Raw genomic sequence first — 25,480 nt, forward strand, 5'->3', positions numbered from 1 at the left:
TTATTCATCTGTGACAAGCTAAGATTTCCTCTTTCTATTCAGCACATTTATCACAGAGTTTTTTAACTCTAACGCGCTAATTTATCGAACAAATTTACGAGACTAACAACGTATAGCACCATGTGGAGCCACGAGTGAGCGAATTCCAAGATCTATCCATACAAATCGAACAAATCTCTCAGGCTGAGGAGCATGAGCAACCAAGTGTGCTTAATGAACTTATAGAGCAGGGGATGGAGTCGTCGTCGGTGGGATTGATATTGGAAGCCTTTCCTATAGAGCAAAGGGTTCGTTTGTGGCGTGAGTTGCCACTGGAAATGCATATCGAAGTGCTCACAGAGACTCGTGCGGAAGTGCGTGTTTCTATTCTGGATGCGTTATCGGAAACTGAGCTTAAGCTTACGCTGGCGAAGTTGGATAACCTTTCGCTTATCGAGTGGGCGGACTCACTGCCTGATGACATCATTGCCGAAGCTATCTCTTTACTTGAAAAGGATGAGCTAGAGCTTTATGACCAAGCCAATGAATATGAAGAAGATCAGATTGGCCGCTGGGCAGATAGGAAAGTCATTACGATTCCTTTTAGTATCTCAGTAGACAGAGCCAAGCTGTTGATTGATAAATACAATTATGAGCAGCCAGAGCATATCTATCTAATTGATAAGCAAAAACGTTTTCGTGGGATGGTGGATTATAGCGATGTATTAAAAAGTGATCCCAAAACGCGAATCAAACAGTTGGTTTTGGAGCACGTCACCACGCTTAGTGCAAAGCTAACATTGGCCGAATCGGTGGAAGCAATGGAGCGTTCCTCCTTCAGTGCATTGCCTATTCTTGATGAACGTAAATTGTTGGTAGGGGAGATTGACTGGAAGTTTGCTCTTAGCACGCAACGAGAAATCTACGAGACGCGTTTAATGGCCGGTACGGGTATGGATGAAGGCGATGACCTGTTCGCACCAGTATTGAAAAGTTCGCAAAAGCGTGGGGTTTGGTTGGGGATTAACTTGCTTACCGCTATTTTAGCTTCAGTGACAATTGGCTTGTTTGAAAACGTCATTTCGCAGGTTGTTGCCCTTGCGATCCTTATGCCTATTGTCGGTTCTATGGGGGGGATCGCAGGAAGCCAGACACTAACTTTGATCGTGCGTTCTATGGCTCTCAACCAGATTACCTCCGGTAACCGATTTGCTCTTATCAAGAATGAGTTGGGCATTGGTGCAATTAACGGTCTACTGTGGGCGATCATCATAGGAGCGATGGCTGGACTGTGGTTCCAGTCTTCGATCCTTGGTGCGACCATAGCGTTGGCTATCGTCGTCAATATCATCACAGCAGCGCTGTTCGGTGTCTTGATTCCTCTGGTTCTGGATAAGCTCAAGCTTGATCCTGCTTTAGCGGGTTCAGTCATATTAACGACGGTTACCGATGTGGTCGGCTTCTTTGCGTTCCTTGGTACCGCAAGCCTAGTCATGTTGTAAGTCTTCATTAAGAGGGTTGTAAGAATTGGACTGCAACCCTCGTTTCCTATGATTTTAAAACAAAAAACCTTCCCTTTTTTCTAGGTTTTAACTGAGCCTTTTGGTTTTTTAATTATTTGAATATTAATGTAAATTCATCCTTTTTGACATTGTTTTGGCTATTTGGGTCCTTCTCTTTCTAACTCCTCTGTTTTTTATCAATAAATCTCTAGTTTTTAAGTACTTGCGATGCTCTAAAGTCTGGCTATAATCGCGCGCCATTTTATTAATGGTGTGAATGGGATGAGCCGCTCGCCTGGCGCCTCTCCTGTAATAATCCACTTTAATCAACTTGCTCATCATTTATCTATCGTGATGATGCGAGAGGATCGCGAAACAAATGAAACTAATTAAAACCACGATTGCTGCTGCACTAATGTCTACTATGCTAACTGGCTGTATTGGCCAGATGGCAACAACGAGTATGGTGATGTATGAAGTTAACCTAAAAGGTGTGGACAACCGTTATGCTCGTGCCGGCCTATACACTTTGATGTCACCGGTTTATGCCATTACAGCGGCAGCGGATCTATTCGTGATTAACTCTATTGAGTTCTGGACTGGTACCAACCCACTAACTAAGAAAAAGGCGGTAGCGGACACTCCTGCTGAAGCGTACATCAAAGTAAACCACAAGGTAGGAAAGAAGCTCTCTACTGCACCTGTTAAGTTATCTAAGCTAGATGACAATACAACACAGATGGACTTCATTGATGATTCTGGCAAAGCACGCACACTTGTAGGAGTGAGCGGTAAAGATTCTGTTGATTTCTACCTAGATGGCGAGTTCATTACTACGGCATCCCACGCAGAACTAGAACAGTACGCAATGGCGTCTTAACTGTTATCAGAGCCTGCTCATTGATTCGAGCAGGCTCGTTTTTGCCAGCCGCTTACCAACTTAACACTTCAACGATCAACACTTTTATTGATACAGAAACTGGAGTTCCACACGCTTTCCTCCTATCATCCGCACATATTTCTGCGATCGTGTAAACCTATCATGTCTTTTTCTGAGTTAACGTTAAGCTCGGCATTAATTGATGCCATTCCTAGTGAATTCTCTCATGCTACTCATATTCAAACCCTCGCTATTCCTGCTATTACCGCACAGCACGATGTCTTGGCTCTTGCACAAACTGGCAGCGGTAAGACCTTAGCCTTTGGCCTTGGGCTGATAGAGCAGTTGCTTAACAACGAGATAAAGCAAGCCTTGATACTAGTGCCTACGCGTGAATTGGCGAAACAGGTAACAGAGACCATCGATCCTATCGTCGCTCTATTAGGTTATTCAGTCGCTGTGGTTTGCGGCGGCGAGGATGTAGAGCCGCAGGTGGGTCAGCTTAATGCTGCTCCAGAGATTGTAGTGGCAACACCTGGACGTTTGCTCGATATCATGAATAAACAGCTGGTGGACACTCAACGTATTGAAACTGTTGTGCTTGATGAAGTTGACCGTTTACTCGACATGGGTTTTTGGCCAGACATTCAGAGTATACTCAATGGATTGAGCAACAGAAAACAAACCTTAATGTTCTCAGCAACGCTACCAGAACAGTTGGAAGCAAAAGTCACGACTTTGCTTAACAATCCAATCAGAGTTGTAGCCAATAAAACCAATAGTGTGGTGGAGCAGATTGCAGAGACATTGTATTTGGTAAATAAAGGCAGTAAAGCCAATGTGCTGATTAAGCAAATTACTGAGCATCAATGGCCTCAGGTGTTGGTGTTTATTGGTGCACGAGACAATGCAGATGCGCTTTGTAAGAAGTTGAATAAAGCAGGTATTACTAGTGGCGCCTTACATGGTAATAAAGAGCAAACGGAGCGTGAACGTACCTTACAGGCCTTCAAACAAGGTGAGATTCAAGTACTGATTGCTACTGATATTTTAGCTCGAGGCATCCATGTAGATGATCTTCCCGTCGTGATTAATTATGAGTTGCCAAGTGACCCATCTGTATACGTGCATCGAGTTGGGCGCACCGCCAGAGCAGGAAAAACGGGACAGGCATTGTCGCTAGTTTGCCATGGTGAAACCGAATATCTTGAGGCGATTCGTCAACTCACATCACGAAGTTTAGTGTTGGAAGAGCTGGCTGACTTTCCGGTGACGGATAAACCCTCGACAGGAGAAAGCAAGCGCCCTAAACGAGACAAGCAAGCCAATCGACGCACCAATAAAAAGACCCGTGCGAGTCAATTCAAGAGCAAGAAACGTTAGCATCGAGTTCGCAATAGAGAGCGTTAAGGAAAGCAGTCATGGCAACCATGAAAGACGTAGCAGAGTTAGCAGGGGTTTCGACAGCGACAGTATCGAGGGTAATTAACCGCTCTCACTACGTAGAACCAGTAACGTTGGAGCGGGTGGAGAAAGCGATTAAAACGCTTAACTATCGTCGTGACCCTCGAGCCGCTGCGTTAGCGAAACGAAGCAATAACACACTAGGTCTACTCACAGGTAACTTGGCTGATCCCTTCTTTGCACTAATCGCCAAAAATGTCGAAGAGGTGGTACGTCTTAATGGCCATCAACTGGTAGTGGTGAGTGGCGGTCACAATACGGAACGTGAAAAAGAAGGCTTGGACTTTCTTATTAGCCAAGGCTGCGAAGCTATGGTTGTGCATGCCAAAATGCTTGATGATGCCACTTTGCTCCGCTACGCTGCCCAAGCTCCCGCTATGGTTCTACTCAATCGCACTATTCCACAGATCTCGAATCGCTCGGTATGGGTGGATAATCGAGCTGGAGCAAAGGTCTCGGTGGAGCATTTGATTGCTTTAGGTCATCGCAAGATAGCCTACGTCACCAGCGATCTGCCGATAGAAGATAGAACCGATCGCCTTCAAGGCTATAAAGACGCCATGTCATCCGCCAACATTGAAGTACCGCCTAGCTGGATTATTAACGAGAATTTCAGTGAGTCTGGTGGTGAAGCGGCAGGAAAGGCGTTGATGGCGCGGTGCCCAGAAGTTACTGCTGTGGTGACGTTTAATGATGTCATGGCGGCGGGGTTGATGGCAAGTCTCTACGAACAAGGCGTGGTAGTACCTGACGATATGTCTATTGTGGGTTTTGATGATGTGTTGTTGGCACGCTATCTCTATCCTCGTTTAACCACAATGCACAACCCTATCGACGAGATGTCGGTGCATGCCGCGAAGCTAGCACTGAACCTCAAAAAATCAGCCTATACTCCTCCCCATAACCATCGTTTTGAAGCCAATTTAGTCGAAAGACAGACCGTCAAGTCGTTAAAAAGGTAATTATCAATGAAAAAACGTGAGAATGTTCACATCAGATAATCTCATGTAAGCGCTTACATGAAACAGTCATCTAGCTCTCAATTTTGGAATGAGGCTAAGGATATTATCTCTGCGAACAAACCCTACACAGTTTTTGAGGATATACATTATGACAAATTCAAAGCCTCTGCCCTCATTTGGTTTAGCGCTCGCCCCTATCGCGGTGATGTTTTTGCTTTTGGCAATCGGCTACGGAGCGCTAGGACTACGAATTGAAGTCTTGCTGCTGATTTCTGCGGCATTTACTGGTTTCATCGCTTGGAAGATGGGCTACAACTGGGATGACATTATTGGCGCTATTGTTGAGAAGCTTGCCAAGGCGATGCCAGTCATCCTAATTCTTGTTTCTGTTGGCGGCCTTATCGCCAGTTGGATGGTGAGCGGCACGATCCCTTATATGGTGTATTGGGGACTTAAAGTGATCAGTCCCGAATACATCCTTATCGCTGCCTTTTTCGTGACTAGCGTAGTATCGGTATGTACAGGTACATCCTGGGGTTCAGCAGGTACTGTTGGTGTTGCACTAATGGGTGTTGCGGCTGGCCTAGATGTGTCGCTTGCAGCCGCTGCGGGTGCAGTAGTTTCTGGCGCTTATTTCGGCGATAAAATCTCTCCACTGTCTGATTCAACCAACTTTGCTCCAGTGGTATCAGGCACAACCTTGTACGAACACATCCAACATATGCTCTACACTACCTTGCCAGGCTTTGTGATTGCCGCAACCGTGTTTTTCTTTGCTGGTCAAAGTGCCGATGTGGCAGGAGTGAGCGAACCAGAGAAAGTCGTTGAGATCTTAGCGGGCCTTGAAAGCCTTTATAACCTCAACATTGTTCTTATTATTCCACCAGTGATGATCCTTTGGGGTGCTCTTACTAAAAAGCCAGTATTACCGCTCATGCTTGCAGCGTCGGCGATTGCTATAGCTCTTGGCATGCTGCTTCAAGGCTTCTCACTACAACAAGGTTTCCAAGCGTATGTTGATGGCTTTAATCTATCAATGTTTGAAGCGAATGGTCACGAAGTATCAGGCATCATTCCGGATGTAGCGAAGCTGCTTAACCGTGGTGGTCTGTTCTCAATGATGAGCACTATCTTGTTGGTATTCTGTGCCTTCTCTTTCGCAGGTATTTTAAGCTTAACTGGCGCATTGAACGTGGTACTTGGTCGCTTCCTGCATCTGATTCACTCAACGGGTCAACTGATTGCTTCAACGGTTATCGCGACGATTACGGTTGTGTTCACGACATCAGACGGCAAATTAGCACTATTGATTCCGGGAGAACTGTTCCAAAACGCCTACCGAAAAATGGGTCTAGATACCAAGAACCTCTCTCGTACTATCGAAGATGCAGGCACAATTATTGAACCGCTAGTGCCTTGGACCGCTGCCGGTATTTACATGGCGGGCACGCTAGGCGTAGCAACGCTTGATTATCTACCTTGGGCGATTCAGTGCTATACCGGCGTAATCTTCGCGCTGATTTACGGTTTTACTGGTTTTGGTATTGCGAAAGCAAAGCCAGAATCAACAGATAATACAGAATTACAAACTGTTGCTACCCCAACAAAATAAGGTAACTGCTGAATGAATTGCTTCGACCAAATGTTAGAACGTCGTAACACTGGCTCGCTTAAATGGGATTTTATGGGTCAGAAGCTAGGATTGCATCAATCGGATTTACTCCCTATGTGGGTCTCAGACTATGATTTCAAAGCGCCACAAGTGGTATTAGATGCGCTAACGCAGCGCACTGAGCATGGTGTCTTTGGCTATGCAGAGCGAGATGCTGACTATTATCAAGCCATCATTGACTGGTTTGCTACTCAGCATGACACCCATATCGATAAGGAGTGGGTCACAACGGTCCATGGTGTGTTGCCTGGGTTATCGATCGCACTGCAAATGCTTACCAATATTGGTGACCAGATTGTCATGCAGTCTCCGGGCTACGGGTCCTTTCGCAAAATCATTGAGTTCAACGACCGAGTAGTGAAGGAAAATCCATTAACGCTTGAGAATGGCGAGTACAGAATTGACTTTGAACACCTCGAGCAGTGCTTTGCTCAAGGTGCAAAGGCGATGATCTTTTGTAATCCTCACAACCCAACGGGACGTGTGTGGTCACAGCAAGATGTGCTAAAGCTTGCAGAGCTTTGCGAGCGCTATCAAGTGTGGTTGTTAAGTGATGAAATTTGGTGCGATCTTACGCTTTCCGGCCAACAACACTATTCGGCGCTGAAACTGCCGCAAAGCCTAAATCAACGTTTGATAGTGGCAACGGCAGCGAGCAAGACCTTTGGCCTTTCGTCACTGCGTATCTCTAATTTCATTATTCCTAATGAAGAACTGAGAGCACGCTTTGTTAGACGATTAGATGCTCATGGCATGGATGTGTTTAATAGCTTGTCTTTGGTCGCCGCGACCGTTGCCTATCAGCATTGTGCCGAATGGTTGGAGCAATTAAAGCAGTATCTAGAACGAAATATCGAGCGACTTCAACGCTTTGTAGAATTGGAGCTTTCAGGTACAGGGGTGAAGTTTTTACCTCCTCAAGCGGGCTATCTAGCATGGTTGGATTGCCGAGCACTTGGCCTTACTGACAACGATCTGGAGCAGCGCTTTATCAACTCTGGCGTGGTGCCAAGTATGGGCACAGCCTTTGGTAAAGAAGGTTCGGGCTTTGTCCGCCTTAACCTTGGTTGTCCAGAGACTACGTTGCAAAGAGCACTTACTTGTATTAAACACGCCTTAGTATAACCCTACATCTGTGATGTGATTCACGTATTCTTTGATAACTAGCGAGTACTAGGAATTTTTCCTAGTACTCTTAAGACCGCCTCTCAAGCCATTATCCCGGCCAATTCTTACACTCTTGCTCATAGATTTTCAGCGCTATTAGCGCTGATCCTCAAACGAATTTACTTTTTGCACCACACCAAGACCGGCGATGGGTCGCTCTTTGGGTAGTGCTGCCCCTTATGTTGAGAGTCTAAGGATTCATCATGTTGAAATTTCTAGAGCAAGTGCGTAAGCCGACGTTGGATCTTCCCGTCGAGCAAAGACGCAAAATGTGGTTTAAACCCTTCTTACAGTCCTATTTAGTAGTCTTTATCGGTTACATGACCATGTACCTGATTCGTAAGAACTTCAATATCGCGCAAAACGATATGATTTCGAACTATGGGCTTTCCATGACTGAACTTGGTTTGATTGGTCTTGGTTTCTCCATCACTTACGGTATTGGTAAAACCGTGGTGTCCTACTATGCCGATGGCAAGAACACCAAACAGTTCCTTCCGTTTATGCTGATCCTTTCAGGTCTTGCGATGCTTGGCTTCAGTTTCAGTATGGGTGGCGGCAGCGTTAGTCTATTCCTAATGATTGCATTTTATGCACTAAGTGGTTTCTTCCAAAGTACCGGTGGACCTTCTAGTTATTCAACCATTACCAAGTGGACGCCACGTAACAAGCGTGGTTCATACCTTGGCCTTTGGAACATGTCGCACAACGTAGGTGGTGCAGGTGCGGCGGGTGTTGCGCTATTCGGTGCTAACTACCTGTTTGATGGCCACGTTATTGGTATGTTTGTGTTCCCATCTCTGATTGCTTTGGTGGTTGGTTTCTTTGGTCTTCGTTACGGTAGTGACTCTCCAGAAGCTTACGGTCTAGGTAAAGTAGAAGAGTTATTTGATGAAGCAGTGAGTGAAGAAGACGAAGCGGCTGAAGAAAACCAAATGACCAAGCGTGAAATCTTTGTTGAGTATGTACTTAAAAACAAAGTGATTTGGCTACTGTGTTTTGCCAATATCTTCTTGTATATCGTGCGTATCGGTATCGACCAATGGTCAACAGTTTATGCCTACCAAGAACTTGGTCTATCCAAAGAAACGGCAATCTCTGGCTTCACTTTATTCGAAGTCGGTGCGTTAGTGGGTACCTTACTTTGGGGTTATCTGTCTGATTTGGCGAATGGTCGTCGCGCTCTGGTTGCGTGTGTGTCATTAGCGCTAATCATCGTAAGCTTGGAATTCTATCAACATGCGACAAGTGAATTTATGTATCTTGCATCGCTATTTGTCTTAGGTTTCCTAGTCTTTGGTCCTCAACTACTTATTGGTGTAGCGGCAGTAGGTTTCGTTCCTAAGAAAGCCATCAGCGTTGCCGACGGCGTGAAAGGTACGTTTGCTTACCTCATTGGTGACAGCTTCGCGAAGTTAGGTTTAGGTATGATTGCCGATGGTACGCCTATCTTTGGCCTAACAGGATGGAAAGGTACCTTTGCAGCGCTGGATACATCTGCAGCGATTTGTATCGGTCTACTTGTCTTCGTAGCTATCGCAGAAGAGAAGAAAATTCGTAAAGCTAAGAAGCAGTTACAACAAGTTACGGCTTAATATACCCCTGAAAAGCGCTGTCTACGATTTCGCATTTGGTTTGCCTGAGCCATTGGAATCATAGATAGCGCTTTTTTTAGAACCAAACGCTATTTGCTTAATCGATGCGTCGGCGTTAAGTTACCCCATTTTTCGCCTCTCTCTAGCCGGTACTTCATCATGATCAATGTTGTTTTAGTGGATGACCACATCATCGTACGTTCTGGGTTTGCTCAATTACTCAATCTAGAGGAAGACATTAATGTAGTCGGTGAGTTTAGCTCGGTTGAAGAAGCTAAAAGAGGGCTGCCGGGCAGTGGTGTGCAGGTATGTATTCTGGATATCTCGATGCCGGACGAAAGTGGTCTCGCGTTACTAGAGTCGATGCCCAAGGGCATTGCCTGTGTGATGCTCAGTGTACATGACTCTCCTGCTATGGTGGAAAAGGCATTGGAATTAGGTGCACTTGGTTATTTGACCAAACGTTGCAGTCCTGATGAACTGATTCAAGCGGTGCGAACCAGTGCCAACGGTGGTTGCTATCTTACCCCGGATATTGCCATGAAACTGGCTTCTCCAAGACCGTTCCAACAAGCCTTATCTCGACTCACTAAACGTGAATATGAAGTTTCAGAGCTCTTGGCAACGGGACTCGATGTGAAGGCGGTAGCGGCCGAACTTGGATTAAGTCACAAAACCGTTCATGTCCATCGTGCTAATGCACTGGATAAACTTGCTGTCAAAAACAATGTGGAACTTGCCAAGTTGTTTAGGGCAGAAGCGACGTTGTAATGCGAACTTACCTCGTTGCCAGCGCCAGTGCATGGCTGATAACCCTGTGCAGTTGGTTTTGTTTATGGGTGATTTCCTATTACTTCGTTAACGACGCTGAGTTGGCAATTCTGTTTTTCCCGTTCGCCCTTAGGCTTGGGATTACTCTGCATGCCGCTAAAAAATACTGGGGTGCCGTTTATGCCGCTGAGTGGTGCTTAACCATCTCTCTGGCTATTTTGCTTGCGCAGCCTCAGTGGTCGGCCATTTTGGTTGCTAGTGCGCTAAGTATTCCTGTTGCCTTGGTTGCTGAGCGTTATTATCAAGGTGCTCAGTGGCGACGATTACTTATTCAAGCCGCAGCGATTGTTGCCTGCGCACTGATTAATATGCTTGCTGTCGGCAGTCATAGTGACTCTCTGAGTTTCGTCGGTTTGGTGAGTATTACGGCGGGGCTTATGCTGGTGCCGAGCTGTTACCTCATTTGGAATTACCTATTTCAAAGTACGTGGCGACCTTTGACATCTAACCTCATCCATCAACCAATCGAATTTCACTATAAGCCTATTTTGCTGTTCATTGCACTGTTTGCGGTGAGCATTTCTCTGCAAGTCGGGCTGCCTGACGAGCTTAGGCGCTTTGCTCCGTTTTGTTTGGCAATACCCATCATCTTGCTTGCGTTTCGTTATGGATGGCAGGGTGCTCTGCTAGGTACGCTTCTTAATAGTTGTGCATTAATAGCGGCGCGTAGTGGGGTGTCACAGCTGGAAGTCACGGACCTACTGTTATCAATAAGTGCTCAATCATTAACGGGAATATTGCTGGGAATGGCGGTGCAGAGACAGCGCGATTTAAACCATCAGCTTCGCTCTGAACTTACTCGCAACAAGCACTTAGCGAAACAGTTGGTGCAAGCGGAAGAGTCGGTGCGTAAGGACATTGCTCGCGAACTGCATGATGAAATTGGTCAGAATATCACTGCTATTCGAACCCAAGCGAGCATTATTAAGCGCGTCAACAATCCTGATTTGAGCATTGGTTGCGCTGATACCATTGAATCCTTGTCTCTGAATGTCTATGACACCACAAAAGGGCTGCTTACTCGATTAAGACCAAAAACCTTGGATGATTTAGACGTGATCTCCGCCATTCAGCAAATGGTGCGTGAGATGGAGTTTGAACAGCTTGGTATTGAAGTTGAATTTACAGTCGACAATGTTAGCCAGCGAGTGCTCTCGGATATGATGGAGGTGACTTTGTTCCGTTTATGCCAAGAAGCGCTGAATAACATTCTCAAATACGCTCAAGCCAAACAGGTGCGAATAGAGCTCGTCATTGATGCGACAATCACGCTAAAGATTGCTGATGATGGTATTGGCTTTCCGCTTCAAGATAGCCAAAAAGGGTTTGGCCTTAAAGGCATGAAAGAGCGTGTTCAAGCGTTAGGTGGCCAGTTTGAGATTCGCAGCGTTGTTGACGGAGATGAAACACAACGTGGCACCGAAATTGATGCACGACTTCCATTGGTGTAGCGGGGTAGTTCATGACAGTCAAAGTAGCAGAACAACAGATGAAACATCAAGAGAGCGCGAGTGTCGATACTCGCTATCGGTACTGGCGTTTTCACATCATGCTGGGAATGTATCTCGGCTATGCCGGTTTTTATCTCACCCGAAAAACCTTCAATTACACCGCGCCTGCACTTATTGCCGACCTTGGTTTAGACAAGGGAGACATCGGCATGATGGGCACCATGTTCTATTTGATGTATGGGCTATCAAAATTTGTCTCAGGTATTATTTCAGACCGTTCCAACCCTCGTTACTTTATGGGTATCGGGCTTATTGCCAGTGGAGTGGTAAACATTGTCTTTGGTTTGTCGAGTTCGCTGTTTGTTCTCGCGAGTTTATGGATTCTTAATGCTTGGTTCCAAGGTTGGGGCTGGCCGTCCTGTTCCAAGCTTTTGACCACCTGGTACTCCAGAACCGAAAGAGGATTTTTCTGGTCGCTTTGGAATACGGCACATAATGTCGGTGGTGCGATGATTCCCTTGCTAGTGGGCTTTCTAACCTTTCATTATAGTTGGCGTGAGGGGTTTATTATTCCGGGCGTAATAAGCGTGCTGATAGGTTTATTTCTCTGTTGGCGACTGCGTGATAAACCAACGTCAATGGGATTGCCTACCGTAGGCCAATGGCGCAATGATAAGTTAGAACTGGCTCAAGAAAACGACGGAGTAGGGCTGAAGCCGAAGCAGATTCTTTGGTCGTATGTTCTCAACAATAAATACATCTGGTTGCTCGCTTTTAGCTACATATTGGTTTACATCGTGCGCACGGCGATTAATGACTGGGGTAACTTGTATCTGACTGAGCAGCATCATTACAGTTTAATCAACGCCAATGCATCAGTATCTTTGTTTGAAGTCGGCGGCTTTGTGGGGTCTTTAGTAGCTGGCTGGGGCTCAGATAAGCTATTTGGCGGCAACCGTGGGCCAATGAACCTGATTTTCGCGATGGGGATTTTTCTGTCTGTTGCCGCGCTCTGGTTAATGCCATTAACCAACTTTGTGTTTCAGTCTGCTGGTTTCTTTACCATTGGTTTCTTTGTATTTGGACCGCAGATGCTCATTGGTATGGCGGCGGCTGAGTGTTCACATAAAGACTCAGCAGGTGCGGCTACAGGATTTGTTGGACTGTTTGCCTATATGGGCGCAGCTCTTGCTGGCTACCCACTTGCGATGGTATTAGAGCAGTTCCATTGGACTGGGTTCTTTGTGGTGATATCGGTCTGTTCGGCTGTCATCGGTCTATTGTTGTTACCCTTTTTACAAGCACAATTCAGTCAGCGTTAATTCATGGTTTGATGGCTCGGACTCATTGCTGTTGTATCCAATCAACCAGTGTGGAGTGAAGCCATTTTATCGCGTGTGTATCTCGGCTTTGGGCTGGGTAGATAAGCCAGAATTTGACGGGTTCAACCGGACCCGGAAATGGCAAGATCTTGATGGGTAACCGATTGGCATGCTGCTCAGCGAATCGTCTGGTACAGAGGCACAGTGCTTCACTTTCTGAAGTAAGCGACAGCATGGAGGTTAAAGAGGTTTGCGTGCTTAAGATACGTCTTTTGGGTGGCGGTGAATTATATAGTATTTCAAACAGTGAAGACTCTCCAAATTGGTAATTCAATATGATGTGCGACTCCTCGGCAAACTGCTCTGGTGAGATAGTGGAGCCTACTCGTGGATGGTTTTTCGAAGCGATCACCACAATTTCATCTTCAAATAACAGGTCGTTGCAAATGTTCGGTTCAGCGAGCTGGAAAATATCTATGATGGCATCGGCATGTTTGAATTTTAAAGTCTCGTAGCTATCGCTATTACTATAAAGGATATCCAACCATTCGAGACGAAAACGAGTTTCAGTGTGATTGGCAAGCTCGGTACTTTTTATGTGCTCAAATATGATGGGCTCAGGTGCTTGTACCACCACTTTTCGTGGTGTTGATTGGTGAACACCATAAAGGCAATCATTGGTAATTACATCGAATTCATGGAGCAGAGGAGCAATGCGTTCTATTAAATGGTGCGCTTGTAGGGTTGGAGTTATACCGCGGCCTCGACGCATAAATAACGAGGTGTTGAGCTCAATAGAAAGCTTTTTAATTGATTGGCTTACTGATGCTGGAGTGACGTTGAGCTCTTCTGCTGCACGACTAATCGAGTCATGTTTGTACACGGTAGCAAAAGTTCGAAAAAGGTTTAAGTCAATCTTGTCACTGTATTGAGTCATATAGTTTGTCATGAGTTAAAGTAGGTAACCTTCCGTGGTTACTTAGTTAACTATAGGAAAGATAGAGATTATTTCCTACGATTCTGAGAACTCATGCTCTAGCGCATCAAGTGTTGTTTGAGACACTAGTTGGTCATCAATGTAGTAACTGATCTTGTCGCCTTCTTTTACACCTATCACTTTCGATTGCTGACCATCCGCCAAGGTCACTTCCATTTCAATCGTGTTTTCATCGAGGTAACGAATGGTGCCTGAGTTAGGCGTGCTCATTGTCAGTGGATCAATCGGTGCATCGTGCAGGCTAGAATCAACCTTGTCATTCACTTCTAAATAGGTCTCTGTTTTTGTATCAAACACATGAGGCTTACCGTTAATTGGGTTGGTACCAGACCAGAATTCGATTGAGTTCACAACGAACAAGTCAGCCACTAGCGTAAAACCATAGACAGGAGATAGCAGGAAGTTAACGCCTGCACGTGCGTAACGGTTATCCACGACTTTAACGTTGAAGCCCATCAGCTTTTCGGTCACAGCGTTACTGCCGACACAGCCACTGAGTGTCAGCGCAGAAGCGAGAAAAAATGCAATTTTAGTTTTGGTGTTCATAACAAGCCTTAAGCAGTAATAATAAGTTGGTTGTTACCAAAGATGTTCAGGTTCTAGGGGGTTAGACAGGAACCTAAACAAACCTTTGGTAACGGAGGGGGCGCAGCCTAAAGCGGTGGAGGGAACAGATAAATGTGTTTGGTTTAAAAGACGTTTAAGTGCTGGTTAATAATGACAGAAGATAAATTTTTCTTTAATTAACAGATAGTAATGGAAAGCTGCTGAGCGTGATGTCATAAGGTGAAACAAGTTGACATAACTCTGATGTATCTGATGATGAAATGTATCAAAAGTGGAGGCGGATATTTGTAATGAATAGGGAACGTAGAACACAGATAAGTGGAATGAAAACGGCAAGCGTAAAGTGCTTGCCGTAAAATAGTTTTAACTCGCTGGTGACTTTGTTATAGCGTCAAAGTCGTTGCTGCTTTGCCATCTGATTTGCAATTTTTGGTGCATACCAAAGACTCGGCGCAATAATGAAGGAGGCAGGCACTGCGGTGATAACAATAAATGACTGTAATGCAGAGATCCCACCACTGCCCAGCGAAATCAGAACAATGGCAACGGCACCCATAATGATTCCCCAGAAAGCTCGAATCGTCGCGTTCGGTTCTTTGTCTCCACTAATCACCATGGTGATGGTGTAAGTCATCGAGTCACCCGTGGTGACAATAAAAGTCGTGGTGAGAATCAAAAATAAAATGGAGATCAGCGTCGGGAATGGCAACTGTTGTGTAATCGCTAAAAGTGCCCCTGGCATATTGAATCCCTCAAAGCCTGCCTGAATCACACCAGGATTTTCCAATTCGAAGGCAAGTCCAGAACCACCGACGATGGTGAACCAAAAGCAAGTTACTAGTGGTGCGGCGATACTAATGGCAAGTACTAGTTGGCGGATAGTGCGGCCACGGGAAATGCGGGCAATAAAAATCGCCATCATCGGAGCATAGCCAATAAACCAACCCCAGAAGAACACGGTCCACCAACCTAACCACTCAGGGTTTCCTCGATATAGCGCCATTGGAACAAATTGGTCAATCATTTGACCTAAACCTTGAACATAGCTATCGATAATAAAGCCAGTGGGACCTGCAAATAGAATAAACACGATAAGAGCCACGGTAAGAATAATGTTATAGCGACTCACCAACTGGATACCGCGATTGACTCCGCTTAATGCCGAGAGGGTATAAAATACCATCGCAACGACCACTACTATAGCTTGGGTTATGAAGGTGTCCGTAGTACCAAATAGCTCTTGCATGGCATAGCTGATTTGCAGCCCCAGAAAACCAATAGGGCCAATTGTGCCAGCGGCAACAGCGATAATACTCAGTGCATCTACCGTGTTGCCGATTCCGCCTTTAATAGCTTTTTCCCCAAGTAGCGGATATAGCAAGGTTCTTGGTTTTAGAGGTAAGCCTTTGTCGTAATGCAGATGCATTAACACAATAGAAGATAAACAACCTAAAACAGCCCAAGCTAAGAAACCCCAATGAACAAAAGACTGAGAAAGTGCGTTGATGGCATTGGTTTTGGCATCTTGAGAGCCAAATAAAGGTGGAGGTGAAACAAAGTGTGCGATTGGCTCAGCAGCAGCCCAGAACACGCCGCCACCTGCGAGCAGTGTACACAATACTATCGATAGCCATTTGAAATTCGTTACATCAGGAGTATTGAGATCTCCTAAGCGAACATCACCGGTACGACCAAAACAGAGTGCGAGACCAATAACGAAGTTGGCTAACAACAAAATTTGCCAAAATGCGCCAAAATAGCGAGTTGCCAGCTGAAAACCAGAATCGACAACAGAGGAAAGAGTAACAGGATGGGTGAGGGCAAGTAGAACAAATAGAGTTAGAAAAGAGCCGCTAATCCAAAACACAGGATTGTTCATTTCCAGTTTGGCTGCGAGCTGTCTCAGTCGTTCAGGTGGATGGATAGCATTGTACGCTGAGTTTGAAGCTGCTGAAGTAGATTCAACAGTATTAGAATTTAGCATTAAATAATCACTATTCACTATATGCTGCGGTTAAGCGAGCAATGTGGATTTGGACGCGATTTTTGCTGAGCAAAATGTGAGCTGCGTCATAAAAAGTCGGCCATCCTAGCATATTGATCAGCGGAGTTCAGAAGTTTTTTCATTGTAAGGGCTCGCGGTAACCCGTTAACAGGTCTTCCTATCGTCTAGTGTTTACTTACGTTGTGCTTTGTTGAAGGCAGTGTATATAGGAATGGGCGTGGTTAGCTGTTTAGGAGAAGGGGACGGAATGCAAGGTTTGTCGCACAAATCATGTTGCTCGCAGTTTGAGGGGTGTAATTCAGTATTAAATGCAGGAAAAGGAAGAGAAAAATAATACCCTTGTCCGTAATCGCATCCTAACGAATTCAGCTTGTCTTGTTGTTCTTTTGTCTCAATACCTTCGGCGATGACATTAAGGTTTAGCTTATGTGCGAGTTCGATAATACTGGCAACCACGCAATAATCTTTACTATCGATGAGTAGTTTGTCGATAAAGCTCTTATCGAGCTTTAAAGTATGAATAGGAAGTTCATGTAGCAATGAAAATGAGCTATAGCCGGTTCCAAAATCATCCAAAGCCACTTCAATACCTTTTGCTCCTAATGCAGAGAGGGTCTTCATTGCTATGTCATGATTTGTCAGTACGCTGGTCTCAGTGAGTTCTAGTTTGATCGCTTTTGTCGGAAGTTCATAGAGCGCTAGTAAATCATCAATTTGCTGTAATAAATCAGAGTCTGTCACAAAACCCGGGCTCATGTTGATAGCGACACACACTTCCTGAGCATGCAGATCACGGTGTTCTGCAATATCAGCGCATGCTTTGTTTAGCACCCATTGTTCGAGCTGAACAAGCAAATTAACCTGTTCAGCGAGTTCTAAAAATTCACTGGGTGGAAGCAAGCCTTTTTGTGGGTGCTGCCATCGAACTAGAGCTTCATAGTGCACAATATGTTGGCTGCGTAAGCAGTATATGGGCTGGTAATAGAGGCGTAATTGTTCGTGCAAAAGTGCCTCAGTAAAATCGCGCTTGAAGTCGGGGATTTGGCGGAATTTTAGCGCCATGTTGGGGTCATAAAAGCAGCACTGATACCCAGATTTTTCCTGTTTGGCATGGTACATAGCGATATCCGCCGCCTTAAGTAACTCAGTAGCGCGACGACCATGTTCAGGGGTAAGCGCGACGCCAACCGATGCTGAGATAGTCACTTGGATACCAGAGATGTTCATAGGCTCTTTCAGCGAGGTAATGACACCTTCAATATAGTCTTGTAGGTGTTGACGACTTTTTATATCAAACAGTAGCTGACCAAATTCGTCTCCACCCACTCGAGCGGTAATATCAGAGTGGGCGGTATTGGCTTTGAGTCTTTGAGAAACCAGCTTAAGGACCTTATCGCCAAATAGATGTCCATATCTGTCGTTAACGATCTTAAAGTCATTGAGATCGATAAATAGTACCGCTTTAGTTAAGGTCGATTGCGTGTGAGCTTGTGCCGCGACTAACTTCTTCATAAAGAAGCGACGATTACCAATGCCAGTCACGCTGTCGGTAAATGACAGATTTTCCAACTGTTTGGTTTTTTTCTTTACCGCTTGTTGTAATTGAACTGGAAGTTGTAAATATTTCCAGGTTATCCACCCGGAGCATATCCCGATAGAAATAATCACAAGATAGCTCACCATCGGGAAAAACTTTTCCCATCTTGATGTTGGTAATGTAATGGTTAATTGCCATTGTTGGTTTGGGAGGGTAATGGTGGAGGTTGTGGTCACATCTTGTGGGTCAGAAGATGGGAGTTTAATCCCAGCAATACTTTTCACTTGACTTGTTGTGGTATCAATAGCGGACAAATCGAACGAATAGTATGAATCAGCAGCTGAAGGCAGGCCCGCATTGAGCAAAATAGTATCAAAGTAGATTAAGGCTGATGCAAAGCCCCAGAATGCTTTTTGTTGGGGTGAAAAGATAGGTAACCTGCCAATTACGGCTACCCCACCTTGTTTGAGTTGAAATGGACCAGATAAGGTTAATTTTCGGGTTGAGATTGCACGTAGTGCGTCCACTTTTCTTGCAGGATCCCGTAGTAAGTTATGACCAATGGCGGCTTCATGCCCCTTAAGTGGGTAGATATGTTGGACAATGCCGTCCGGGGCAAGCTGAATATTATCAACGAGTGGATGTTGAGCTATCAATCCTTGGGCGTAGAACTCGAAATCCTCGACGTTACCTTGGTCTTGAGATATCAATAAGGCAAGCACTCTAGTTACAGATAAAGCTTGCGCTAACTCAAGCTCTATAGCTCGAGCTTTATCAAAGGCGATTTCTTGAGCATGAACCATCTTCTCTTGCTGAGCATGATTTACAAACGTATAAACCCAGTAGCTCCCAGCGGAGATGACACTCAGCGTAAGTAGTATAGGAATAATAAGCTGATTTCTATTCATAAGGGTTAGTCTAGTAGGTTATTCAGATGAAGCGAAAAAACTAGACTAACCAAGGGGAGTTATAGGAAATCTTGTTGTACTTTTTGATGGAAGATAGCGATGCGGTTAAGAACGCTTTGTAAGTGCTGTTGTTCTATAGGTGTGAGGTCTTGTAATACTATCTGGTCGTTGATCTTACGCAGATCTGAATATTCAATAATCTGATTCATGAAGCGCAATTGCCAGATATGGTCGAAAACATAGAGCATTTCTCTTGTGCGTTTGTTAATCCTGTATTTGGATGGGCCACTACCATGCTGCTAGATAACATGGGCTTTATCGGTGATAGAGAGAGAGCAAAAGAACTATCCGCTAAAGATAAGTATCTGATTCCGGGATTGGCATTTGTAGTTTGTGTAGGCTCGCTGGCGGTCGTTGGTCAACTACCAGGTATTCCTGCACTCATTGGCGGTTAATCGGATTATCGTTAGAGAGCTAGCGAAACAGGCGCTTTGGGTGACTCATTAACCCTTACGATTCTAGCTCTCAAAAACTAAAAGGCCTATTAGATGCTGAGTCTGATAGGCCTTATTAACCAACAAATAGGATGTCGAAAATTGGAGGTTCATTGGTTTGCGATGATCATATCAGTCTGGTCGCGGACTGCTAGAAAATTCGGACACAAATATTGTAAGTATCAGTGTCCTTTTTCTTTAATTTTTCATTTTTAACTATATGAATAATATAGATTTGTTAATCTTTTGATCGTTTGTTGAGCAGGCTGGGTAATGTTGTAAGAAAGTGCGTTATTTGGTTAACACATTCTCATTAAAGTCCTTCTGAAAATACAAAACTTTTTGCAAATAGCGCCGCGCTTCATCTTTCGGATGTTGTGTGGTGAGAGCGGTATAAACTTGCTTTGGTTCCATCTGGTTTAATTTGTTCATCGCTCGTTTCCTATCTTTATCAAATGTCGCTAGTACCCCACCAGTTCCACCGTTATAGGCCGAAATCATGCTGAAATGCAGAGAGGTAGGGTGCTTTACATCGCGTAAGTAACGATTCTTTAGGATGTAAAAATAGGCAGCACCCGTATCTATATTATTAGCAGGATCAAAAAGGTACTCTTTGGAGGGTATGCCGGGTTTGTTTTTGACCAAATTGAACACATCCGCCCCTGCGGTTTTAGGAATAACCTGCATGAGACCGTAAGCACCTGCATGACTCACCGCGTATGGGTTAAAGCTACTTTCGGTTTTTATGATCGAGTAAATGAGGTCTTCAGATAAGCCATAACGTTTTGCCGCGCTTTGGATCAGCTCCGCGTATTGATACTCACGCTGCTGCAAGTGATCGTCCGTCATCGAGATCTCGACATAGTAAGCGTTGCCATTTTTGATTGGCTTGGTGCGCAGTTGGGTAGCGATCAAATGTTTGGCGTAACGATTGGCTCGCCACTGCCATTCAATCGGCTTACCATCATGGTCGAGTACTTGACCAAGTAGAAAAGGCTTTCCCTTTAGAACTACTTCTTTGTCGGAAAACAGCTCAGCATGTTCTGGATCGGCCGGCATCAGTAGCGTTTGTACAATGGCTTTTTGCAGATGTTGTTTTGGGTGACTTTGAGACAGCGTGGATACGTAAATTTTCCCGCGGTCAAAATCGATATGCGCTCGTGTTCGGTAGCCGTCTAGGTATTTCACGTAGCGATGCTTACCTGCCTGAACAAACTCGTCCTCTCCCCACTTTTCTTTGGCTTGACCTGCCACGTAGTTTAAAAGTTGATTGATGACTTGCTTTTGGGTGTTCGATGATGTGGAAGATCCAGGAGGATTCGTGTGGTTAGCACAGCCAAATAACAGCAGTACTGAGATAAGAAGCGCTTTCTTCACCAAGTGTTACTCATAGCATGGAATATACGAGGCTAAGTATCTGATAACTAGCGTGCTTTAAAAATCTACTTTCTCACTGAGTGGGTATTTGCTAGTACAGAGTTGAAGTGAAAACTCTCAATGCGACGTGCTTGGTGGCGAGTGAGCAAAACAGCCTACGATAACCAGAGGCTGCTTTCACCTAGTAGAGATGACTAGTATGGTTTGGGTGTCGGTGCTTGATTACTTGAAATACGTTTGGCGGTGACGATAAGCCCTTGGGTATAGCTAAAGCCATAGCCATAACCGTAGCCGCCATATCCGCTATCACCACGTCCTCCCGGCTCCAGGAGCGCTTTAAAATCATAGTCACCACTGGTAATGGGTGTAATCGAAATCACTTCATAGCCGTCGTGGTTAAGAGTCTCTACGGCTTTTTGAAGATCTTCTGTGAGGCGAACGCTGTCAATGACAGACTTAGAGTAACCCGTTTTGGTCCAAACAGGCGTGTCACTATAGTCGACAGCTTCATGCTTGCCGACTTCACAAAAGTGAGCGGGCACATGAATAACTCGATTCATACTGATACCTTTTTATATTGTTATTCTGATATACCTAAGGCGAGTTAGTCTTGGTGCTAACTTTTTATATAGGTGCGGTCATTTTACATAACTATATCGTCAAGTCTTGTAATTTATTGTTTTTCATCAGTAGCTTGAATGTATTAGTGAGTTGGTTTCTTCTCGACAAAATAGGCTATGTGACGCCGTATTACATGGACTTGAGGCGACCTTTAAAGTGCGCATAGACATCATCATTGTTAAATCCGTCGACATTCTGACTTGAGAATATCAGCGGCTCTACTCCCTTCTCGAGTGCAAGCTTTTGCGCCTCGGTGGTAATAGTATTGACCAGCGCCATACCGGAGATGCTTGAAAAGGCGCCGGTAACGCGTTGGTTGATTTCGCATAGACCATCGCCACTTGGAACTTGGTTATCTAACACGATATCAGCGATGTCCATCAGCTTTAATCCAGAGCTATGGCGGCTCGGGTATTGAGACGATTGGGTGACGGAAGTAATAGCGATCACAGGGTGACCTTTTTGCTTAGCTAACTGAGCAAATTCGACCGGTAGCGCATTTCTTCCCGAGTTTGATACCACCATAATGACGTCACCACTCGAAATGTTCTGCTCTTCCCATAAGATCTGCGCAAGACCTTCTAGCTTTTCGAGCTTTGAACCTCGCAAGGCACCATCTGAAGTCAGTACGGTTGAATCTAAGATGGCATTCACATTACCAAGCCCTCCTGCTCGGATAAAGCCTTCCAACCCCACCATATGCGAATGTCCGGTGCCAAGGATGTGAATCATGTTATCGCCGACAATAGCATCAGCGAAAAGCTGAGAAGATTGAGTAATCTGAGATTGATTGGCTTTAAAAAGTGTATCGAGTGCAGAAATGAGTTTTTGACTGTATTCAAACATGGTTCGGTTCTCTTTTATCGTTGAGATAAGTGGATTAGAACAGAGATGTACTGAGATAAGAAGGGGAGATGATAAGGAGTGCGCTGTCGAGCAAGTGTTTTATTTAAAAGGAAAATAAATAGCGCCGATGTAAATCGGCGCTGAGTACGTAAAGATTCATTGTATTAGACGGGACTACTTGATAATTCGAATTGATTCCGCCTCTACAGCAACATCACTGTCACCTTTTTCAATCTCGCCATAGATTTTTACTTTGTCTTTTGGCGTGATAGTTTGTCCTGCCCATTGGTCGGCGTCGATTTCTACCGGCATTTCACCAGTATCATCTTTAAACATATACACTTCATGACCCATTGATTTTACCAAATAGCCCACGATGGTGACCTTGTTACCGTCGGTTAACCAGCCCGCATCCATGATTTCCTGAACCGTGTTTAAAGAGTCTTCCGCTGACGGTCCTTGAAACCCACCCGTTGTCGTTTCCATAGCTTCTTGATTAATCGTGCTTTGAGCAGCGAAAGCAGAGGTTGAAAGAATGAGTGAGGTAATGATAGCAAGAGGGATTTTTTTCATATTGATTCCTTAGAAACCAGATCGAGACAGTGTGACTGCCCAGCCATTGAGTATGTGCAAAACCATTACTCGTAGTTATAGAGCAATATGCAGGAAATGCCATATTTCAATGAGTGGATAAATATCAGCTACGAAGATTTCACGCAATTGGATCTGATGAAAAATAAGCTATCGAAAATAGAGAGTTAACTGGGTGTATTGTCGTCTAGTGATAACAAAGATTGCTTTTTAGCATGGATAGCAGTACATATAAGCAGATTCCACTACTGGGCTTTTTCTTTGAAGCGACTCATTGAGCTTTTTCCACTGATTGCGACCTTGTTATCGATACTGCTGTTGGGCGGGATCGTGAATGCTATGGAAGTGGATTTGCCTCAATATCAAGCGACGGTCATTACTCCTGATCGTACTCCTGACCTTGCTAATGATAACCAGTTACTGCGCAGTTCAACGTTTCGAGTACCTATTCCCAAAGCACAGCCAGCCTCAAAAGAAGTCCTGCCGTGGCTGCTTGTCGTTGCCGCGTTTGCATGCCTGATAACTACTTGCTGGGGAGCTCGTTACACGCCACGAAGTTACTTGTTTTCAGACAGTCGACGCCTAGCCGGATGGCAGGACAGTAACCTTCAATATCGGTTTATCCATTCTCGTTAAGTACGCCTCATTCCTGCTGTTATTTCCTTAGTTAACTGTTGGTTTTTGGAGTCGTTATGTTTGAAGCTACTCAGGATGTCTTGATTGCTATTTGGAATCAGGACTTTAATGCGCTACTTGCACCAGAGAGCGCCATTTTAATTTATGTGTTGGTGACATTTTTTATCGGGTTAGAAAGTAGCTTTCTTCCAGCTGCCCCCTTACCTTGCGACAGTGTCGTCGTTTTAGTTGGGACGTTGTCGGCAGTCGGTGTTCTTAGTCCATTTATCGCGTTTCCACTACTCATCGTTGCTGCGGCTGGTGGTAGTTGGCTCGCCTATCTACAAGGTAAGTGGCTTAACAAGCTTCCTATTGTTCGTGGTTGGTTAGCGAAAGTTCCTGAGAGCAATATGCGTTTGGTGGACAATTTACTTTGTCGCCATGGGCTTGTCGCTTTGTTCTGTGCTCGCTTTGTTCCGGGTGTGCGTTCTTTAGTCCCAATGGTCATGGGGATTCGTGTTCATGATGCCCCTCGCTTTCACTATTTCTCATGGCTTAGTGCCACGCTGTGGATTGGCTTGTTGGCGGGTGTAGGATTTCTCTTACCTTCGTTACCTGAGCCCATTAGCAGAGTGACCACTATGGTCTTAATGGCTGCTCCCTTTGTAACGCTGTTTGCGGCGATTTTTACCTTTATGACATGGCGACTGCGTAAAGCTATTCGCGGATTTAGGCAAACCGCTAAAAAACACTAATTGAGAGCGGTTTCTTCGTTGTTCCTTTCACCATTTTATCAATCCAAGTGGCGATATTGTGCGTCACTTTACCGAGCTATATTTTGAAAAAGTACCTTATTCCACAAATAGACCTGTCTATTGTGTTAGCGATTCTGTCTTTGATGTTACTCAGTACCTTAACGATATGGAGCGCCAGTGGCTATAACGAAGCCGTTATCACCAACCACCTGATTCGATGTGTTATTTCACTGTCTTGTCTTGCGATTATGTCGTCGATTCCTGCCAAACATTACCGCCGTTTCTCACCATATCTGTATTTCTTGACGGTAACACTTCTGGTAGCAGTCGTGTTTGCCGGTGATAGTACTAACGGTTCCCAACGTTGGTTGAGCATTGCTGGGTTCCGTTTTCAACCTTCTGAACTGGTGAAATTAGCCATTCCTATGATGGTGGCATGGTTTATCCAGCAAGATGGCGAGAGACCAACAGGGATGAAGATTGTGTATGCCATGATACTGACCGCCATCCCCGCAGGGCTTATCTTTGTTCAACCAGACTTGGATGGGGCGATATTTGGTGTGATTTACATGCTATTCGTACTCTATTTCGCGGGAATGAGCTGGAAGATCATCGGTGGTTTTATTGGTTTGGTCGCGACAATGATCCCCGTACTTTGGTGGTTTGTTATCGAGAGCTATCAAAAGAAGCGCATCCTACAGTTTCTTAACCCCGAAAGTGATCCATTGGGCTCTGGGTATCAGATTATTCAGTCACATATTGCGATTGGCTCAGGTGGTATCACGGGTAAGGGTTGGACCAATGCAACGCAAAGCTCGCTGGGTTTTATTCCTGAAAGTCATACCGACTTCATCTTTTCCGCCTACGCAGAAGAGTGGGGGTTCATTGGTAGTGTACTGCTGCTATCGCTCTATTTATTCATCACGCTGCGTACGCTCTGGCTTTCCTGTCATTGCCACCATGCATATAGCCGCCTGGTGACGGGCTCGTTGGCATTAAGCTTCTTTCTATATGCTTTTATTAACACGGGCATGGTGAGCGGGATATTACCGGTGATGGGTAGCCCCTTGCCTTTCTTTAGCTATGGTGGGACCGCCATGATCACTCAAGGCATCTGCTTTGGAATCATTATGTCGCTATGTCGTGCATCCTCACGATTTGAATCCTGACGATAACAAGGAAGCTGTTATTGCTGCAATCTAAGATTGACATTGTTTGATGATCAAACTAAATTTAAATCAAATAATTTGATAATCAAACAATATAATGAAAATAGCTAATGACACACTGACTCATCATCACCATTTTTCTAGCCACAATCATCGTAACTATTCACCCGCGA

The 25,480-nt window shown here is 44.9% G+C and carries 22 protein-coding genes and 1 pseudogene; 14 read left to right on the forward strand and 9 right to left on the reverse strand.

Translation table 11 applies throughout. From position 1 onward, the window contains the following. Nucleotides 1-134 precede the first annotated feature (134 nt). The 10 genes from HW45_RS20390 (at nucleotide 135) to HW45_RS20435 (ending at nucleotide 12,825) form a co-directional block, all read left to right on the forward strand. The gene (locus tag HW45_RS20390) at nucleotides 135-1,481 is read left to right on the forward strand and encodes a magnesium transporter (RefSeq protein WP_038229294.1); all 1,347 of its coding nucleotides are present in this window, start codon (nucleotides 135-137) and stop codon (nucleotides 1,479-1,481) included. 379 nt (nucleotides 1,482-1,860) lie between these two features. Then, on the forward strand, nucleotides 1,861-2,361 hold the full coding sequence (locus HW45_RS20395) for a DUF3332 domain-containing protein (RefSeq protein ID WP_038229296.1): 501 nt from the start codon (nucleotides 1,861-1,863) through the stop codon (nucleotides 2,359-2,361). 162 nt (nucleotides 2,362-2,523) lie between these two features. Then, entirely contained in the window at nucleotides 2,524-3,744 is a 1,221-nt protein-coding gene (locus HW45_RS20400; protein WP_038229298.1) for a DEAD/DEAH box helicase, read from the forward strand. 38 nt (nucleotides 3,745-3,782) lie between these two features. After that, complete coding sequence (locus HW45_RS20405; protein ID WP_038229300.1) at nucleotides 3,783-4,787, forward strand: LacI family DNA-binding transcriptional regulator; 1,005 nt, start codon at nucleotides 3,783-3,785, stop codon at nucleotides 4,785-4,787. Nucleotides 4,788-4,935: 148 nt separating this feature from the next. After that, nucleotides 4,936-6,399, forward strand: coding sequence for a Na+/H+ antiporter NhaC (gene nhaC, locus HW45_RS20410; protein WP_006069891.1), 1,464 nt, complete (start codon nucleotides 4,936-4,938; stop codon nucleotides 6,397-6,399). 12 nt (nucleotides 6,400-6,411) lie between these two features. Then, complete coding sequence (locus tag HW45_RS20415; RefSeq protein WP_038229302.1) at nucleotides 6,412-7,584, forward strand: MalY/PatB family protein; 1,173 nt, start codon at nucleotides 6,412-6,414, stop codon at nucleotides 7,582-7,584. Between the two features lie 245 nt (nucleotides 7,585-7,829). Beyond that, the gene (uhpT, locus tag HW45_RS20420; RefSeq protein WP_038229303.1) at nucleotides 7,830-9,221 is read left to right on the forward strand and encodes a hexose-6-phosphate:phosphate antiporter; all 1,392 of its coding nucleotides are present in this window, start codon (nucleotides 7,830-7,832) and stop codon (nucleotides 9,219-9,221) included. Between the two features lie 159 nt (nucleotides 9,222-9,380). After that, nucleotides 9,381-9,992: a transcriptional regulator UhpA gene (uhpA, locus tag HW45_RS20425; protein WP_006069894.1), complete on the forward strand. Its 612-nt coding sequence runs from the start codon at nucleotides 9,381-9,383 to the stop codon at nucleotides 9,990-9,992. Then, nucleotides 9,992-11,503: a signal transduction histidine-protein kinase/phosphatase UhpB gene (gene uhpB, locus HW45_RS20430; protein ID WP_031494266.1), complete on the forward strand. Its 1,512-nt coding sequence runs from the start codon at nucleotides 9,992-9,994 to the stop codon at nucleotides 11,501-11,503. The genes uhpA and uhpB overlap by 1 nt, the downstream gene beginning before the upstream one ends. An 11-nt stretch (nucleotides 11,504-11,514) precedes the next feature. After that, complete coding sequence (locus tag HW45_RS20435) at nucleotides 11,515-12,825, forward strand: MFS transporter (protein ID WP_051868253.1); 1,311 nt, start codon at nucleotides 11,515-11,517, stop codon at nucleotides 12,823-12,825. Nucleotides 12,826-12,847: 22 nt separating this feature from the next. Here the strand turns inward: HW45_RS20435 and HW45_RS20440 are convergent, their stop codons facing one another. From HW45_RS20440 to HW45_RS20460, 5 genes are all read right to left on the reverse strand, one after another. After that, nucleotides 12,848-13,774, reverse strand: coding sequence for a LysR family transcriptional regulator (locus HW45_RS20440; protein WP_038229305.1), 927 nt, complete (start codon nucleotides 13,772-13,774; stop codon nucleotides 12,848-12,850). Nucleotides 13,775-13,837: 63 nt separating this feature from the next. Then, entirely contained in the window at nucleotides 13,838-14,368 is a 531-nt protein-coding gene (locus HW45_RS20445; RefSeq protein WP_006069898.1) for a DUF3332 family protein, read from the reverse strand. A gap of 412 nt (nucleotides 14,369-14,780) precedes the next feature. Beyond that, nucleotides 14,781-16,373 carry a BCCT family transporter gene (locus HW45_RS20450; protein ID WP_038229307.1) on the reverse strand — a complete coding sequence of 531 codons (1,593 nt, stop codon included), beginning with the start codon at nucleotides 16,371-16,373 and terminating at the stop codon, nucleotides 14,781-14,783. 192 nt (nucleotides 16,374-16,565) lie between these two features. Next, nucleotides 16,566-18,839: a putative bifunctional diguanylate cyclase/phosphodiesterase gene (locus HW45_RS20455; RefSeq protein ID WP_038229309.1), complete on the reverse strand. Its 2,274-nt coding sequence runs from the start codon at nucleotides 18,837-18,839 to the stop codon at nucleotides 16,566-16,568. A gap of 59 nt (nucleotides 18,840-18,898) precedes the next feature. Further along, nucleotides 18,899-19,048, reverse strand: coding sequence for a putative nucleotidyltransferase substrate binding domain-containing protein (locus HW45_RS20460; protein WP_235225515.1), 150 nt, complete (start codon nucleotides 19,046-19,048; stop codon nucleotides 18,899-18,901). Between the two features lie 39 nt (nucleotides 19,049-19,087). On the opposite strand from HW45_RS20460, the pseudogene HW45_RS29030 reads away from it, so the two are divergent. Then, a pseudogene (locus HW45_RS29030) lies at nucleotides 19,088-19,294 on the forward strand (DUF3360 family protein); the annotation flags it as partial. 330 nt (nucleotides 19,295-19,624) lie between these two features. Here the strand turns inward: HW45_RS29030 and mltC are convergent. From mltC to HW45_RS20480, 4 genes are all read right to left on the reverse strand, one after another. After that, on the reverse strand, nucleotides 19,625-20,710 hold the full coding sequence (gene mltC / locus HW45_RS20465; protein ID WP_081875869.1) for a membrane-bound lytic murein transglycosylase MltC: 1,086 nt from the start codon (nucleotides 20,708-20,710) through the stop codon (nucleotides 19,625-19,627). Nucleotides 20,711-20,904: 194 nt separating this feature from the next. Continuing rightward, entirely contained in the window at nucleotides 20,905-21,270 is a 366-nt protein-coding gene (locus tag HW45_RS20470; RefSeq protein ID WP_051868255.1) for a hypothetical protein, read from the reverse strand. 190 nt (nucleotides 21,271-21,460) lie between these two features. After that, a complete protein-coding gene (locus HW45_RS20475; RefSeq protein WP_038229314.1) occupies nucleotides 21,461-22,177 on the reverse strand; it encodes a sugar isomerase domain-containing protein in 717 nt (238 codons plus the stop codon). A gap of 174 nt (nucleotides 22,178-22,351) precedes the next feature. After that, nucleotides 22,352-22,750, reverse strand: coding sequence for a YgiW/YdeI family stress tolerance OB fold protein (locus tag HW45_RS20480; RefSeq protein ID WP_006069912.1), 399 nt, complete (start codon nucleotides 22,748-22,750; stop codon nucleotides 22,352-22,354). Between the two features lie 279 nt (nucleotides 22,751-23,029). Here HW45_RS20480 and HW45_RS28455 point away from each other — a divergent pair, with 279 nt between their 5' ends. The 3 genes from HW45_RS28455 to rodA all read left to right on the forward strand — a co-directional run bounded on the left by HW45_RS28455 (nucleotide 23,030) and on the right by rodA (nucleotide 25,307). Then, nucleotides 23,030-23,404 (forward strand): hypothetical protein, encoded by a 375-nt coding sequence (locus HW45_RS28455; protein ID WP_051868256.1) that lies wholly within the window; start codon nucleotides 23,030-23,032, stop codon nucleotides 23,402-23,404. 56 nt (nucleotides 23,405-23,460) lie between these two features. Beyond that, nucleotides 23,461-24,138 carry a DedA family protein gene (locus HW45_RS20490; protein WP_006069914.1) on the forward strand — a complete coding sequence of 226 codons (678 nt, stop codon included), beginning with the start codon at nucleotides 23,461-23,463 and terminating at the stop codon, nucleotides 24,136-24,138. An 83-nt stretch (nucleotides 24,139-24,221) separates the two neighbouring features. Continuing rightward, the gene (rodA, locus tag HW45_RS20495) at nucleotides 24,222-25,307 is read left to right on the forward strand and encodes a rod shape-determining protein RodA (protein WP_038229316.1); all 1,086 of its coding nucleotides are present in this window, start codon (nucleotides 24,222-24,224) and stop codon (nucleotides 25,305-25,307) included. The last annotated feature ends 173 nt before the right edge of the window (nucleotides 25,308-25,480 follow it).

Source organism: Vibrio sp. ER1A (assembly GCF_000733315.1).
Lineage (GTDB): Bacteria > Pseudomonadota > Gammaproteobacteria > Enterobacterales > Vibrionaceae > Vibrio > Vibrio mediterranei.

Bases quoted from the DNA above. Each gene is read 5' to 3' on its own strand.
- HW45_RS20395 (WP_038229296.1), top strand. From the start codon at position 1,861: ATGAAACTAATTAAAACCACGATTGCTGCTGCACTAATGTCTACTATG.
- HW45_RS20400 (WP_038229298.1), top strand. From the start codon at position 2,524: ATGTCTTTTTCTGAGTTAACGTTAAGCTCGGCATTAATTGATGCCATT.
- HW45_RS20405 (WP_038229300.1), top strand. From the start codon at position 3,783: ATGGCAACCATGAAAGACGTAGCAGAGTTAGCAGGGGTTTCGACAGCG.
- nhaC (WP_006069891.1), top strand. From the start codon at position 4,936: ATGACAAATTCAAAGCCTCTGCCCTCATTTGGTTTAGCGCTCGCCCCT.
- HW45_RS20415 (WP_038229302.1), top strand. From the start codon at position 6,412: ATGAATTGCTTCGACCAAATGTTAGAACGTCGTAACACTGGCTCGCTT.
- uhpT (WP_038229303.1), top strand. From the start codon at position 7,830: ATGTTGAAATTTCTAGAGCAAGTGCGTAAGCCGACGTTGGATCTTCCC.
- uhpA (WP_006069894.1), top strand. From the start codon at position 9,381: ATGATCAATGTTGTTTTAGTGGATGACCACATCATCGTACGTTCTGGG.
- uhpB (WP_031494266.1), top strand. From the start codon at position 9,992: ATGCGAACTTACCTCGTTGCCAGCGCCAGTGCATGGCTGATAACCCTG.
- HW45_RS20435 (WP_051868253.1), top strand. From the start codon at position 11,515: ATGACAGTCAAAGTAGCAGAACAACAGATGAAACATCAAGAGAGCGCG.
- HW45_RS20440 (WP_038229305.1), bottom strand. From the start codon at position 13,774: ATGACAAACTATATGACTCAATACAGTGACAAGATTGACTTAAACCTT.
- HW45_RS20445 (WP_006069898.1), bottom strand. From the start codon at position 14,368: ATGAACACCAAAACTAAAATTGCATTTTTTCTCGCTTCTGCGCTGACA.
- HW45_RS20450 (WP_038229307.1), bottom strand. From the start codon at position 16,373: ATGCTAAATTCTAATACTGTTGAATCTACTTCAGCAGCTTCAAACTCA.
- HW45_RS20455 (WP_038229309.1), bottom strand. From the start codon at position 18,839: ATGAATAGAAATCAGCTTATTATTCCTATACTACTTACGCTGAGTGTC.
- HW45_RS20460 (WP_235225515.1), bottom strand. From the start codon at position 19,048: ATGAATCAGATTATTGAATATTCAGATCTGCGTAAGATCAACGACCAG.
- HW45_RS20470 (WP_051868255.1), bottom strand. From the start codon at position 21,270: ATGAATCGAGTTATTCATGTGCCCGCTCACTTTTGTGAAGTCGGCAAG.
- HW45_RS20475 (WP_038229314.1), bottom strand. From the start codon at position 22,177: ATGTTTGAATACAGTCAAAAACTCATTTCTGCACTCGATACACTTTTT.
- HW45_RS20480 (WP_006069912.1), bottom strand. From the start codon at position 22,750: ATGAAAAAAATCCCTCTTGCTATCATTACCTCACTCATTCTTTCAACC.
- HW45_RS20490 (WP_006069914.1), top strand. From the start codon at position 23,461: ATGTTTGAAGCTACTCAGGATGTCTTGATTGCTATTTGGAATCAGGAC.